The organism is Novosphingobium resinovorum, assembly GCF_036352595.1.
In the GTDB taxonomy this organism is placed as follows: Bacteria; Pseudomonadota; Alphaproteobacteria; order Sphingomonadales; family Sphingomonadaceae; genus Novosphingobium; species Novosphingobium resinovorum_B.
In genome coordinates this window covers 232479-246483 of sequence record NZ_JAZFAX010000002.1, presented here as the reverse complement: position 1 = coordinate 246483, position 14005 = coordinate 232479, and the positions used below count along the sequence as shown (strand labels likewise).

At 64.8% G+C, this 14005-nt stretch carries 9 protein-coding genes; 4 read left to right on the top strand and 5 right to left on the bottom strand.

What is annotated here, in order from left to right:
• Position 1: 1 nt before the first annotated feature.
• The 5 genes from V2S85_RS03985 to V2S85_RS03965 form a co-directional block, all read right to left on the bottom strand.
• Entirely contained in the window at positions 2–1309 is a 1308-nt protein-coding gene (locus V2S85_RS03985; RefSeq protein ID WP_330701575.1) for a hypothetical protein, read from the bottom strand.
• 11 nt (positions 1310–1320) lie between these two features.
• The gene (locus V2S85_RS03980) at positions 1321–2241 is read right to left on the bottom strand and encodes a tetratricopeptide repeat protein (RefSeq protein ID WP_330701574.1); all 921 of its coding nucleotides are present in this window, start codon (positions 2239–2241) and stop codon (positions 1321–1323) included.
• A 279-nt stretch (positions 2242–2520) separates the two neighbouring features.
• Entirely contained in the window at positions 2521–4998 is a 2478-nt protein-coding gene (locus V2S85_RS03975) for an ATP-binding cassette domain-containing protein (protein WP_330701573.1), read from the bottom strand.
• Complete coding sequence (locus V2S85_RS03970) at positions 4995–5870, bottom strand: branched-chain amino acid ABC transporter permease (RefSeq protein ID WP_330701572.1); 876 nt, start codon at positions 5868–5870, stop codon at positions 4995–4997. The genes V2S85_RS03975 and V2S85_RS03970 overlap by 4 nt, the downstream gene beginning before the upstream one ends.
• Positions 5871–5873: 3 nt before the next feature.
• Positions 5874–7058, bottom strand: a complete 1185-nt coding sequence (locus V2S85_RS03965; RefSeq protein WP_330701571.1) for an ABC transporter substrate-binding protein — start codon at positions 7056–7058, stop codon at positions 5874–5876.
• Between the two features lie 195 nt (positions 7059–7253).
• Here V2S85_RS03965 and V2S85_RS03960 point away from each other — a divergent pair, with 195 nt between their 5' ends.
• The 4 genes from V2S85_RS03960 to V2S85_RS03945 all read left to right on the top strand — a co-directional run bounded on the left by V2S85_RS03960 (position 7254) and on the right by V2S85_RS03945 (position 13937).
• On the top strand, positions 7254–8036 hold the full coding sequence (locus tag V2S85_RS03960) for a GntR family transcriptional regulator (protein WP_330701570.1): 783 nt from the start codon (positions 7254–7256) through the stop codon (positions 8034–8036).
• Positions 8033–8677 (top strand): flavin reductase family protein, encoded by a 645-nt coding sequence (locus V2S85_RS03955; RefSeq protein ID WP_330701569.1) that lies wholly within the window; start codon positions 8033–8035, stop codon positions 8675–8677. The genes V2S85_RS03960 and V2S85_RS03955 overlap by 4 nt, the downstream gene beginning before the upstream one ends.
• Positions 8678–9255: 578 nt before the next feature.
• Entirely contained in the window at positions 9256–12546 is a 3291-nt protein-coding gene (locus tag V2S85_RS03950; RefSeq protein ID WP_330701568.1) for a TonB-dependent receptor, read from the top strand.
• A gap of 23 nt (positions 12547–12569) precedes the next feature.
• The gene (locus V2S85_RS03945) at positions 12570–13937 is read left to right on the top strand and encodes an amidohydrolase (protein ID WP_330701567.1); all 1368 of its coding nucleotides are present in this window, start codon (positions 12570–12572) and stop codon (positions 13935–13937) included.
• The last annotated feature ends 68 nt before the right edge of the window (positions 13938–14005 follow it).

Sequence of the window (14005 nt, the reverse complement as noted above, 5' to 3'; positions counted from 1 at the left end):
CCTAGCGCGCCTTGTCGAACAGCGCGTTCATCAGGGCGGCGTAACCGGGCTCGATCGTGCCCACCTTGTAGCGCATCTTCGCGGCGTGCCAGCCGCCGTGGATCATCGCGTAGTCGTCCGGGATGTAGCTGGTGAAGATGTCCGGATTGGCAAGCCCGCGCACCTGGTTGGACACCAGCGTGTAGCGGGCCGGCGCGTGCGCCTGCAGGTAGAGCCCGGTGCTGTTGAAGATCTCTCCCGGATTGCCGACCAGGGCGATGTCGCCCAGCCGCAGCAGCTTGAGCTGGATGGCGAAATCGGGTTCGCCGGCAGTGGCAGCGGGCAGGGCGGCGTCGCCGGCGGCGTAGCGTACCGGAACATCCGCCTGCATCGGGCTGATCGCCTTGAGCGCGCGCAGCACGTCGGCGAACTGGACCTTGCCGTAGAAGTCGCGCAGTTCGGTGACGGCGCGTGACATCACCTGGGTCTGCTGTTCGCCGGTCTCGATGGCGGGGGTGAAGTATTCGTTGCTCAGGATCGGGTTCTGGTCGCCCGAGGCACCGGGAATCCAGTTCGCGACCGATCCCGGGAAATGCGCCTCGATGGCGCTCGACACGGCGCCGCCGATATCGGAACTGATCCCCGCGCCCTGGGCGCCGAAGCGGTTGTCGTACATCACCGTGTTGTGCACGGCGTAATGGACGATGAACGCGATTGGCTTTCCGGCCATATCCTCGAACCGGACGACCGAGAGCGTCTTGTCGGACGGCCCGGCGGGATTGTAGCCCTGCGCGCCGTAGGGGGTGCCGTCGGCGCGGGTGAATTCGCCCTGGCGGTTGACGTTGATGTAGCTGCGGGTCTGCCCGATCCCGACGCGCGCGGGGCGCATCGCGGCGATGGCCTCGTCCGCTGCGGCGAGCAGCTGGGCGTAGACGAAGTCCCGATAGGCTCCGCTGGCGGGATACTTCGGGTCCGCTGCGATGGTGGGCGAGGTGTGCCCGTGCGTCGCGCCGTAATAGATCGCCTCGGCGGGAATGCCGGTGTGGTCGGCCAGTCCCTTGAGGAAACGTGCCGGTTCCGGCGGGCCGCCCGCCTCGAAGGTGACGACAAGCGCCGTGGGCCGGCCATTGCCGAGCGCGATGACGCGCAAGTGCACCGGATCGAGCACGCCGACTACCCGCGTCCCCCCCGTGGAACCGAGCGGCAGCCATTCCGCGCGCGGCGTCGTGTCGCGCACGGCGGCGCCGACCGTCAGCGGCGCCGGGGCGGCAGAGGCCGCGTTTTGGGGAACGGTCAGGGCGAGCAACATGGCCAGGGCAAATCGGAACATGAGGAGCCTCGTCATTTCGGCAGTTCGTCGGTCAGCGCGCGGGCGCGGGCGCTTCCCAGCCGCGCGGCTTCGATCAGCATCGGGATGCCCTGCGCGTAGTGTTCCCTGCGAAGTAGCGGGAGCGCCTCGTCGTAGAGCGCTTCGGCATGGCCGGAAAGCCGGCTGTAGGCTTCGGTGCTGCCGTATTGGGCTGCCAGTTTTTCATAAGCGAGCGCCTGCGCCGGATCGGCGTGCACGACCTTGCCCTCGGCATATAGCCGGGCCAGCGTTTCGGCGGCGTACTGGTCTTCGGCACCGCCCCGCTCGTGCGCGGCATTTTCGCGGTAGATTGCCAGCGCTCGGGGCACGTCCCTTGCGACGCCGCGACCGTCCATCAGGAGGTTGGCATAATAGAAGCTTCCGGGATCGTAATACGTCGCCGCCATTGCATAGTCCCGCGTGACGCCGCGCCCATGTTCATAACAGATGCCGACATAGCGCCGCGCCTTGCTGTCTCCCTTGTCGGCGGCGAGCTTGAAGAGGTGGAAGGCAGCGGCGTCGTCGCGCGGCAGCGCATTCGCTCCCGCGCCCCCGGTTCCCGGCACTTCGGCGCCGAAATGCAGCAGGGCGATGTCGTGGTAGCCGCGCGTGGCGCCGTATTGCCAGGATTTTTCCCACCAGCGAACCGCCTCGGCCACGCGATCCCGGCCTCGCGCGATCGGCGCACGGCCGGACAGAACCATCTCGCCCAGTTGGACCATCGCCTCGCCATTGCCCTTCGCCGCCGATGCCTGGAGAAGTTCCAGCGCCATTCTCGTGGTACCGGCGGTGGCGGGCTCGATATGCTTGATCGCATAGCCCGCGGCATAGAGTTTACCGGCATCGAACCTTTGTGCATTGACCGGGGTTGCTGTCAGAGCGGCCGCGGCGGCAAGGAGCAGGGCGTATTTCATAGCGTGAGCGCTGCCCGGTTTGCGGTGGGCTGGCACCGGCAATCGTATCAGCCTGAAAGAGGTCTGCATCGCATCCTCGCCGATAAGGCTCACTCGTGTTCCGGTGTTTCGTCCGTCCCTAGCAGTGGTCATGCGCCAATGCGACTAGACGTAAGTCGAAGCGCGGGATGCGGGCATTGCGATGGACGCTGCCGATGACGACAACGGGCCTGCACATGCCGTGTCTCTTTGGCTAGGGTGCCCGCTCCATCCGTTGCGCTTTTGCGTTCATGGCGTCGGTCAGGCGCCATTGCCGAAGTATGATGCCTCGAGACTTTTGTCCGAAATGATATCCGCAGATGCTCCGGTCGCCGAGATGCGGCCCTCTCGCAAGATATAGGCTCGGCTGGACAAGTTCACGGCCAAGTCGGCCATCTGGTCGACGACGAGCATCGCCATTCCTTCATCCCGAAGCAGTTTGAGCAGATCGAAAAGGTCCGACGTCATCTGCGGCGAGAGACCCAGTGACGGTTCGTCAAGCAGGAGCATCCGGGGACATGACATGAGCGCCCGGCCGATCGCCAGCATTTGTTGCTCGCCGCCCGAAAGCAGTCCGGCCTGGCGGTCCAGCATGGTCGCCAGACGAGGCAGGCGCTCCAGGATCGAGGCCATCCGCGCGGCCGCACCTTTGGGCTGCGAGTAGCTGCCGAGGCGCAGGTTGTCATAAACAGAGAGTTCCGGAAATATCTGACGTCCCTCCGGGACCAAGACAAGCCCCTGACAGACGCGTGATCGTGTATCCAGCGCTCCGATCTGCAAGCCGTCGAACCGAAGATGGCCGGAACGCGGGGTCATCAATCCGGACAATACGCGCATCAGCGTGGATTTGCCCGCACCGTTCGCGCCCAGCAGAGCGACCGCTTCACCAGGGCGAACTTCTATGTCGATACCATGCAAGACATCGACGGCCCCGTAGCCCGCGTGCAGCGCGTAAGTCCCCAGGCACGGCTCGCCGTTCTTGGGCACGGTTGCTGCCTGTCCCCCGATCCGCCTTTCGCCGAGATAGGCCTCGCGCACCAGAGGGTCGGCATGGATCTCGGCGGGACTGCCCTGTGCGATCAGTACGCCCGTGCGCAGCACCGCGACCCGATCCGACACGCCCATGACGAGGCCCATGTCATGCTCGACCAGACCTATGCCGATGCCCGCGCCGGCTATCTCGCGCAGCAAATCTCCCAGAGCACGTTTTTCGGTGCGCGAGAGACCCGCTGCCGGCTCGTCTAGCAGGAGGATGTCCGGGTCGGTTGCCAGTGCACGAGCGATTTCCACCAGCCGCCGATCGACATGAGGCAGATCGCCCGCGCAAGTGGATGTGGCTCCGGCGAAGCCGCAGGTTTTCAACAGCGCGCGCGCGTGCCGTACGTCTGCGGCGGCCCGATTCAGCGCTCCGCCGTACAATTTGCCCAGATGCCCCTTGCGCATGGCGAGCAGGACGTTGTCCTCCACGCTCATGCTGTCGAACAAGGCGGATGTCTGGTACGTTCGCGCGATCCCGGCCCGCGCCGAAAGCCAGGGCCGCCCGGGGGGCAGCACCTGTTCGCCAATCAGGCGTTCGCCGTCGTCGGAGCGGTAGAAGCCGCCAAGGATGTTGATGACGGTCGATTTTCCGGCGCCGTTCGGGCCAATCAGCGCCGTCACCGTCCCGGCGGGAACGACGATGTCGAGGTTGTCGATTGCACGCACCCCCCCGAACCGGATGCCGATCCCGCAGCCGGAAAGAGCGTCGCGGTGGCGGCGCGGCAGCAGTGAGGAGAATGCCTCGGCATTGACGGGGGCTGCATGGTCCGGCGCCGCGCGGCTGATCGCCCCGGCAATGCCGCGAGGCGCCAGCCACAGCACGAGCAGGACCAGAGCGGCATAGCCGAGGATGCGGTAAGCTTCGAACGAGGAGAGGAGTTCGGGCAGCAGGCCGATCACGGTCGCACCCATGACCGGGCCGAGGCGCGATCCGGCACCGCCGATCACCACCGACAGGACCAGCAGGATCGAGAAATTGAGCCCGAAGGATTGCGGCGTTACGAAACTGTTGAGCGGCGCCGACAGGCCGCCCGCGAGGGCGCAACATCCCGCCGAGATCATGAATGCGACGACGCGCGTGAGGGTGGGAGAGATGCCTATCGATGCCGCCGCATTCTCGGAATCCCGTACGGCGCGCATCGCCTGACCCCAGCCGTTGGCGTACAGGAGATTATAGGCCGTCATGACCAGTGCGGCGACGAGGATTGCGACGATTGCCATCGCCCGATCGCCCAGCGCCAGACCCAGGACCGAGAGTGGGGGAATCTGAAGGATGCCGCTCTGGCCACCAGTCAGACTTTCCGCCTCTACCAGAGTCTGCTCGGCGATCAGGCCGAAAGCGATGGTAACCATCGCCAGGTACGGACCCTTGACGCGCAGGGCAGGCAGAGCCAGCAAGGCGCCCACCCCAACCGCCAGGGTAACGCCCAGCGGCCATGCCAACCAGAACGGCAGCCACCCGCGGGATGTGCAGATCGCCACGGCATAGGCGCCGATCGCGTAGAAGGCGGCATGGCCAAAGCTGAACTGGCCGCTCAGCCCGATCAGCACGTTGAGCCCGATCCCCGCGATCGCTAGCAACGCGATCTGGCCGATGACGAAGGCGTAGTAACCGTTGAGCAGCAGCGCTCCGGCCACGCCGCCCAGCACACACAGGCACCAGAACGATGACGTGGCGGTGCGATGGGAGAGAATGGTCATACCTTGCGCACCTGTGCTCGACCGAGCAACCCGTCGGGGCGCACGGCAAGGACGACGATGACCAGCAGGAAGGTCACGATCTGGGTATAGCCCGAGCCGATGCCGAGCGTGACGAGCGCCTCCACCAGTCCGAACAGCAATGCGGCGGAAACTATTCCCCAGGCGCTGCCGAGGCCGCCGAGGATGGCGACTGCGAATGCCTTGAGTCCGAGGACCACGCCCATGCTGCTCTCGACATGAGAAAGCGGCGCCACCAGCATCCCCGCGATCCCCGCGAGCGCGGAGGAAAGGCCGAATGCCGCGGCGATCACGCGGCCTACCGGAATTCCCATAATTGCAGCGGCATCACGGTTCTGGGCCACCGCCAGCATGGCGACACCGTGCAGTGTACGGCGTCGGAAAAGATCTATTCCCGCTGCCAGTGTCAACATGACCAGGGGGATCAGCAGATGCAGAGGGTAGATGCCGAGATCGACGTCGCCCGCCTTGATGGAGGCTTGCGCCAGCGGTGAAGCAAGCGAACGTGGCTCTGCACCGAACACCAGCATCATGGCATTGTCGCAGACTAGGCCAAGCGCGACCGTTGCCATCAGCCATGCTTCGGATTTCCGGGCGAGGAATGGGCGGATCGCCGCGCGCTCCACGATCAGGCCATAGACGCCGCAGGCGATGATCGCGGCGCCTATGGCGATCGGCGTAGGCCATCCGGCCTCAACCATCATCCAGACCAGCACCGCGCCAAGCATGGCGCTGGACCCTTGCGCGAAGTTGACCGCTCCGCATACCGAAGCAGTGATGTGGAAACCCAATGCGATCAGGCCGTAGATCGAGCCAAGCGCCAGGCCGGTGAGAAGCGCGGGGAGAATGTCCATTCTTCAGACCGCCTTCACTGGCAGGGGTACGATGTGGCCCCGGTCGAATTCGGCCCAGATATAGTCGCTTTCGTTCAGGGCATCCTGGCCGTGTGCGAACGGGGCGTCGTAAGTCTTGATGAGGCCTTCGTAGCGTCCGATCCGGGTGAAGCCGCGCCGCACCGCCTCGCCATCGAGCGATCCGGCCTTACGAATGGCGAGCCCTGCAAGGTGCATGGCATCGTAGGCATTGGCGACGCCTACGGCGGGTGTCACGTCCTGCGGTCCTTCGATATCCGGGTACTTCGTCTCGAGCGCTGCGAGGATGCGGGTCTTCGCCGGGCTGTCGGCACCGAGGAAGCTGTATGTCTGCACGAATTTCACCCGGTTCGCGTGAGGTCCGGCCAGTTCGGAAAAGCGTCCGCCGGCCGGGCCCCAATGAGAGACGATGGGCACGTCCCAGCCCATCTGGTCCAGGGACTTCACGACCTGGGCTGAGGGTCCGACCGTCGCCACCATCAGGAGGCAGTCTGCTCCGGCCGCCCGCAGGCGTCCCAGTTGCGGTGTGACATCGACGTCCGAGTGCTCGAATTTTTCCGATCCCGCCAAAGGCAATGCGGTAGCGGCAAGTGCGGCCTTGAGACCCTTTTCGTTGGACTGGCCCCATGGATTGTTCAGCAGGATAAGGCCGGGGCGGCGAGCGCCGTAATTGTTCCGGGCAAAGGCGACCATCGCCTTGTCGACCAGTTCGTCGACGGCCGAAACGCGGAACACGTAATTTGGGGCGGTGCCGTTATGCGTGATCGCCGTTCCCGCCGCCCAGGGTACCACGAAAGGCGTCCGAGCCGACGTGGCGATGGGTACGATGGCGCGGGCGACCGGCGTATCCAGCCCGCCGAACAGTACTGCCACGCCTTCCTTGTAGAGAAGCTCTCGCGCTGCGATGACGCCTTTGCCGGGGTTGCTCTCATCATCCCGGCGGATCAGTTCCAGCCTGCGACCGAGCAGTCCGCCGTTTGCGTTGATCTCATCGATGGCGATGGACAATCCGCGCGAGATCGCTTCGCCCGACTTGGCTGACTGGGCTGTGAGGGCGGTTATCAGGCCGATGCCGATACGATCGGCCCGCTGTCCGCAGCCGGAAAGCGCCGCTGCCGCACCGACGGCCAAGCCGGATAGGATCGAGCGCCTGGAAACAAGAATCGCCATGGTTCGCCTTCATTGAATTTTGCAAGTTGGCTACCATTCTTGAAAAACAATTCAATGGAAAAATCGTAGACGATTTGTGATGTAAATTGTAGATGATTGTTCTTGCCAACGGAATTGATTCTGGTGCAGAGCGAATCAGGTGCTTTCATCGGGGGTTTTGGGGTGGTGAGTGGGGTTTGAGGGTGGTTTTGGATCATGGAGCAGAGTGTCGATATGTCGGACGGTGCCACTTCCGTCAGCAATTCCGGGCGCCGCCGCGTGCGCAAGGCTGAGGCTGGGCCTGATCTGGGGGGGGCTGCGGTCGCCAGTGGGGGCGATGTCGAGCAGCATATCTACCAGACCGTGTTCGACAGCGTGCTCAACCAGCGGCTGACGCCCGGGACCAAGCTGCCGGAGCCGGCGCTCTGCGAGTTGTTCGGGGTTTCGCGAGCGGTAATTCGCAAGGTTTTACAGAGGCTTGAGCACGAACGGATCGTCGAATTGCGGCCCAACAAGGGTGCCGTCATCGCCGCGCCTACGCCTGAGGAAACGCGGCAGATCTTCGAGGCGCGGCGCGCGCTGGAAGTCTCGATCGTCGAGATCGCGGCGCGGCGGCATACGGCGAAGGATCTGGCCGACTTGCGCAAGCTGCTTGCGCATGAGCATGAGGTTACGCACAACCTCTATCAGCCCGCCTGGGCGGCGTGTGCGCGCGAGTTCCACTTGCGCATCGCGGCGGTGGCGGGGAACCCGATCCTGACCAACTACCTGACCGAACTGATGACGCGGTGCTCGCTGATCGTGGCGCTGTACCAGCCGACCGGGAATGCCGCCTGCGAGCATGCCGAGCACGGGCGCATCGTCGACTACATGGAGAAGGGCGACGTCGCCTCGGCCCGCGCCGAGATGGGCCGCCATCTGCGTGCACTTGAGGACAATATCAGCCTCGATCGCGGGTCTTCGACGCAGAGCCTTGCGCAGATGTTGAACCTGGGATGAGCGTCTCCGCGCCCGCCACGCACGTCGATTTCGAGGCGATCGGCGCCTATCAGCGCTACAAGCTGATGGCGAGCCTGATCGTGCCGCGGCCGATCGCGCTGGTCACCACCGTCAATGCGGGCGGCGTGGTCAATGCGGCGCCCTTCAGCATGTTCGCGATGCTGGGCGAAGACCCGCCGCTGGTGATGATATCGATCAACCGGCTGCAGGACGGCGCGCTCAAGGATACCGCTGCCAACATTCTGGAATCGCAGGAATTCGTCGTCCACATGGCGGATGAGGCGATCGCCGCGCAGATGCACGATTGCGGCACTTCGCTGCCGCCCGAGCAGAGCGAGCTGGACCTTGTCGGCTTCCATTCGGTGCCGTCCACCGGCGTCCTGCCGCCGCGTATCCTTGAGGCGCCGATCGCCTTCGAATGCCGGTTGTGGGAGACGATCGAAACCGAGAGCCGGTATATCTTCCTGGGGAAAATCCTGCACTTGCATGCGCGCGAGGGACTGGTCGATACCGCACTCTGGCGAGTGAATCTGCAGGACTATTTCCCGGTCGGGCGCTTCGGTGCCAGCTTCTATACCCGCACGCGGGACCGCTTCGCCTTGCAGGGCGAGGCGCGGGAAACCGCCATCGATCGGATCTGATCGCTACCTTCGGCACTACCTTCGTCGCGTCATTGCGAGCGCAGCGAAGCAATCCAGGGCAGTTTACCGCCGCCCTGGATTGCTTCGCTGCGCTCGCAATGACGAAAGGGGTGGGGCTGGCTCCCTGCCTTCGCAGGGGTGACGGGGTGGTTCTGGGCGAGGCTTTTGCGGGAATCCGCCGGTTTTTCCGGCCGGTACTCAACGGCACTCAACGGCACCTAACGGTACCACAAAGGGGGCCAGCGGTGCCCTGAAAGGCTGCGACAGGCCTTCAGTGGGGCGGATCGGCGCCAGCGCTGTGCTTCTATATCGTGAACGATTCGATTTTCAACAGCCTGAAAATCTCACCCAACCGGCATCCGCATCGTCGCCCAAATGCTGCGTCGCAACAGAAACCCGCAGAAAATCAACGTTCGCGAAAAATTGTTAGATCGTTGACGATTTAATCTTGGATGATCGACGAAGATCGCCTTATGACATGAGTCGCAACGAGCGATCGGGTCGCCAGGTGCGGGAAGGGTAACAGCCCGCCGCACCGCATTCCGGTCGTGATCTCGACAGCCATGGGGGTGACGATCATGCGTAACGCGAAGCTGACTGCCAGATTTTCTCTCGGTCTTTCTCTGGGTGCGATGGGGATCGCGCTTGCGGTGCCGACCGCGATCCACGCGCAGATCATTACAGGCGCGATCAACGGCCGCCTGACCGATCCGGACGGCAATCCCGTCGGCGGTGTGCCGGTCACCGTGGTCCACGTTCCCTCGGGCACGACGACCACCGCGACCACCAGCGCCGACGGCGTCTATGCCGTGCGCAACCTGCGACCCGGCGGGCCGTACCGCGTCACCGCGACGTCGCCGGAACTGGGCACCAAGTCGGTCGACGTGCCCGCGATCAATACCGGCGATGCCTTCCAGCTCAACTTCGCGCTGGGCGAAGTCACCGAGATCGTCGTCAGCGGCAAATCGTTCGAGGGCGGCGACCTCAAGACCGGACCGAGTTCGAACTTCTCCGCGCAGAAGATCGAGGCGGCGCCGTCGATCAGCCGCGATCTGAAGGATCTGGCGCGGATGAACCCGTTCGTCGCGGTCGATCCCAGCAACAGCGATGCGCTGGTCTGCGGCGGCGCCAACAACCGCACCAATTCGCTGACCATCGACGGCGTGCGCCAGAACGACGATTTCGGGCTGCAGGCCAACGGCTATCCCACGCAGCGCTCGCCGATCTCGATCGACGTGGTCGAAACGCTGGGCGTGGAACTGGCGCCTTATGACGTGAACTACGGCGCGTTCGGCGGCTGCACGCTGAATGCCACTACCAAATCGGGCGGCAACAGCTTCCACGGTCAGGTCTTCTACGAATATACCGGCGATGCGCTGCAGGGCGGCCGCTTCGGCTACACCGATTTCCAGGACGGATCGAAGCAGGACCGCCGCCTGACCGGCAAGTTCTCCGAAAAGACCTTCGGCGCCACGCTGACCGGCCCGATCATCAAGGACACGCTGTTCTTCACGCTGAACTACGAGAAGTTCGAGCGTTCGGAGCCGTCGCTGGTCGGCCCTTCGGGTTCGGACTTCGCCAATCAGGTGCCCGGCGTCAGCGTGGCACAGGCCAACGAAGTGCGCCAGATCCTGAAGGACCGCTACGGCTACGACCCGCTCGGCTACGAGGCGACCAAGCTGCCTTCGCGCGACGAGAAGTTCTTCGGCAAGCTGGACTGGAACATCGCGCCGGGCCACCGCGCCACGGTTTCGTATCAGCGCACGCGCGGTTCCTCGATTTCGGCGAACGGCAACACGCTGACCGGGTCGAGCACGTCGCTGGGGCTGCTGTCGCAGTGGGTGGAGCGGCAGAACAACCTCGACGTCTACAAGGCGCAGGTGTTCTCCGACTGGACCGACAACTTCAGCACCGAAATCAGCGCGTCCTACAAGAAGATGGACAACCCCGGCTTCCCGCTGGCGGGCAACGATTTCGCGCAGTTCCGCGTCTACCTGAACGGCACCACCACGGGCCCGAGCGTCTATGCGGGCACCAATGCCTCGTATCAGGCGAACGAGCTGACGACGTATCTGCAGCAGTACCGCGCCAAGGCGACCTATACCGCCGGATCGCACCGCATCACCGCCGGGTACGAGCGCGAGGCGCTGAAGATCTGGGATCTCTTCGTGCAGAACGCCAACGGCTCCTACGTGTTCAACTCGCTGGACGATCTGCGCGCGGGCAATGCCTCTTCGGTCAGCTATGCCAATGCGGGCAATAACGTGAAGGCGGATGCGGGCTTCACGCTGCACACCACGACGAACACGCTCTACCTGCAGGACGAATGGTCGGTGCTGCCCGAACTGACGATCAAGGCGGGCCTGCGCTACGACTTCTTCGAGCAGTCGGACCGGCCGGACGAGAACCCGGTGGTGATGGCGCGCTACGGCATTTCCAATACCGAGAACCTCGACGGCAAGCACCTGCTGCAGCCGCGCTTCGGGTTCAACTGGAAGCCCGATCCGACGCTGACGGTCTATGGCGGCGTCGGCCTGTTCGGCGGCGGCTCGCCCACGGTGTGGACGGCGAACACCTTCTACAACACCGGGCAGATGCTGGGTAACGTCACCTGCACCCGGAGTGTCACGGCGAGCGCGGCATGCCTTGCGGGGCTGAGCAACGTGGACGGGTTCAACGTCAACCCGGCGCTGCAGGCGGCCAATACCGCCAGCGCGGCGCGCGGGCAGGGGCTCATCAATGCGCTCGACAAGAACTTCAAGCCGCAGTCGACGTGGAAGATGTCGATCGGGGCGCAGAAGGAGTTCGATCTGGGCGCGTTCGGCAACGGCTGGCGCGTGGCGGGTGAGTTCATCCACTCCGAAGTGCAGAATGCGGTGGCGTGGTACGAACTCTATGCCGGCGCCAATCGCGGGCCGGATGCGCCGGACGGGCGGCCGACGTATCTGCCGGGGCGCGAGAACCGTAACGATATTCTGGTGACCAATACCAAGCAGGGCTATGCCAACCAGCTGGGTCTGGCGCTGGCGAAGACCTGGCGTGAAGGGCCGCTGGACGGGCTGGAGGCGATGTTCTCGCACACCTACATCCGCTCGAAGGACGTCAATCCCGGTATCACCACGGTGGCGGCGTCGAACTACAGCGGGGTGGCGACTTCGGACCCGAACGATCCCGATCTGGCGACCTCGAACTATGAGTTCCGCCATCTGTCGAAGCTGTCGGTCAGCTATTCGCATGCCTTCTTCGGCGACAACCGCACGCGCCTGACGCTGTTCGGGCAGAGGCGCTCGGGGCAGGTGTTCAGCTATACCTTCGATGTGGGCGCGAATGCCAACATGGCCGCGGACATGCTGGTGGGCGAGAACGGCGCGCTGGCGACGCGCAATCGCCAGCTGCTCTACGTGCCGCAGACCAGCGGCGGGCAGGTGACGGCGGGCAGCGATGCGATCGTGACGTATGCGCCGGGCTTCGACATCGCCGCGTTCAATGCTTTCCTGAAGCAGAACGGGCTGCTCAAGTATGCGGGCAAGATCGCGCCGCGCAATGCCTTCAAGGCGCCTGCGCTGACGACGATCGACATGCGGATCAGTCAGGAGATTCCGGGCTTCTTCCCCGACGGGGCGAAGGCGGAGATCTATCTCGACGTCGAGAACCTGGGCAATCTTCTCAACCGCAAGTGGGGCGTGCTGCAGCAGATCCCGTCGCCTTATGTCTCGGCGAACGTGGTGGCGCGCAATTGCCAGATCGCCGGGGCTTGCCCGACGCAGGGCAACTTCTACCAGTACGACAGCTTCGTCGGCCGCGCGGCGACCAGCTTCAACACGCAGTCGGTCTGGCAGATGAAGATCGGTGCGCGGTTCAAGTTCTAAGGCTTAGGGAAGGGACGACGATGATGGATCGCAATGACATGCAGCTTTCCCGCCGGGGTATCCTTGCCGCCGCTCTGGTGGCGGGGGCGGCCGGGGTCGCGGCTCCGGCACTGGCGGCGAAAATGAAGCCGGCCGGGGCGAAGCCCGCCGAGGCGAAGGGCGCGAGCTTCCTGCTGCGCGGCGTGACGCTGGAGACAGGCTACCGGCGCGAGGGCAGCGAGGTGGTTGGCACCGAGACGGCTAAAGCCTCGGTGCTGGTGCAAGGCGGGAAGATCGCCGCGATCCTCCCCGCCGATGCGCCTGCGCCGATGGGTGTGGCGGTGCGCGATGGACAAGGGATGCTGCTGCTCCCCTCGTTCCGCGACATGCACATCCACCTCGACAAGACCTTCTACGGCGGCCCGTGGGTGCCCCCGCGCAAGCGGACCGAGGGCATTCGCGGGCAGATCAAGCTGGAGCAGACGCTGCTGCCGCAGCTCCTCCCCACGCTGGAGGAGCGCGCGGGCAAGCTGGTCGATCTGCTGCAGTCCAACGGCACCACGTTCGCGCGCAGCCAGTGCAACGTCGATCCGGTGGTGGGGACCAAGCACGTCGAACTGCTCAAGCACGCGCTCGACAGCCGCGCCGACGGGTTCGGGCATGAGATCGTGGCGTTCCCGCAGCACGGCTTTGTCAGCGCCGACCTGATTCCGACGATGCGCGCGGCGATGGCGGCGGGGGCGACGCATGTGGGCGGCATCGATCCCACCGCGCTCGACGGCGGCATGGAGAAGTCGGTCGATGCGATGATGCAGGTCGCGCTCGACATGGACAAGGGCGTGGACATCCACCTGCACGAACCCGGCGCCAGCGGCATCGCCGCGATCCGCCGCATCGCCGACACGGTGGAGCGCGAACCCGAACTGCGCGGCAAGGTGACGCTCAGCCACGCCTTCTCGATGATGTCGCTGCCCGCGCCCGAGATGGAGGAACTGGCCGCGCGCCTCGCCGCGCTGGACATGTCGGTGGCCTCGACGCTGCCGTTCGGCACGCGGATGATGCCGATCCCGATCCTGCTGGACAAGGGCGTCAAGGTCTACACCGGCACCGACAGCGTCGAGGATCACTGGTCGGTCTTCGGCAGCGGCAACGTACTGGAAAAGGCCAAGCTGGCCTGCCAGCTCTATGGCTGGAGCGACGAGTACACCATCTCGCAATCGCTGAAGATCGCCACCGGCGGCCCGACCCCGCTGGATGCCGCGGGCAAGCAGGTCTGGCCCAAGGCAGGCGACGCCGCCGACATGGTGCTGGTCCCGGCCGCCTGCTCGGCCGAGGCGGTGGCGCGCCAGTCGCCGCGCAAGGCGGTGTTCCACGCGGGCAATCTGGTGTCGGGCGCGCTGGACGCGGCCTGACGGGCCGTAGTTCGACGCCGCCGGAATGAACCCCCGAAATGAACCAGAACGTCTAGGCGCCGGGCTTC

What these genes read in the sequence shown, in the direction of transcription:
- V2S85_RS03960 (WP_330701570.1), top strand. Translation starts at nt 7,254, where the DNA reads ATGGAGCAGAGTGTCGATATGTCGGACGGTGCCACTTCCGTCAGCAAT.
- V2S85_RS03980 (WP_330701574.1), bottom strand. Translation starts at nt 2,241, where the DNA reads ATGAAATACGCCCTGCTCCTTGCCGCCGCGGCCGCTCTGACAGCAACC.
- V2S85_RS03970 (WP_330701572.1), bottom strand. Translation starts at nt 5,870, where the DNA reads ATGGACATTCTCCCCGCGCTTCTCACCGGCCTGGCGCTTGGCTCGATC.
- V2S85_RS03950 (WP_330701568.1), top strand. Translation starts at nt 9,256, where the DNA reads ATGCGTAACGCGAAGCTGACTGCCAGATTTTCTCTCGGTCTTTCTCTG.
- V2S85_RS03985 (WP_330701575.1), bottom strand. Translation starts at nt 1,309, where the DNA reads ATGTTCCGATTTGCCCTGGCCATGTTGCTCGCCCTGACCGTTCCCCAA.
- V2S85_RS03955 (WP_330701569.1), top strand. Translation starts at nt 8,033, where the DNA reads ATGAGCGTCTCCGCGCCCGCCACGCACGTCGATTTCGAGGCGATCGGC.
- V2S85_RS03945 (WP_330701567.1), top strand. Translation starts at nt 12,570, where the DNA reads ATGGATCGCAATGACATGCAGCTTTCCCGCCGGGGTATCCTTGCCGCC.
- V2S85_RS03975 (WP_330701573.1), bottom strand. Translation starts at nt 4,998, where the DNA reads ATGACCATTCTCTCCCATCGCACCGCCACGTCATCGTTCTGGTGCCTG.
- V2S85_RS03965 (WP_330701571.1), bottom strand. Translation starts at nt 7,058, where the DNA reads ATGGCGATTCTTGTTTCCAGGCGCTCGATCCTATCCGGCTTGGCCGTC.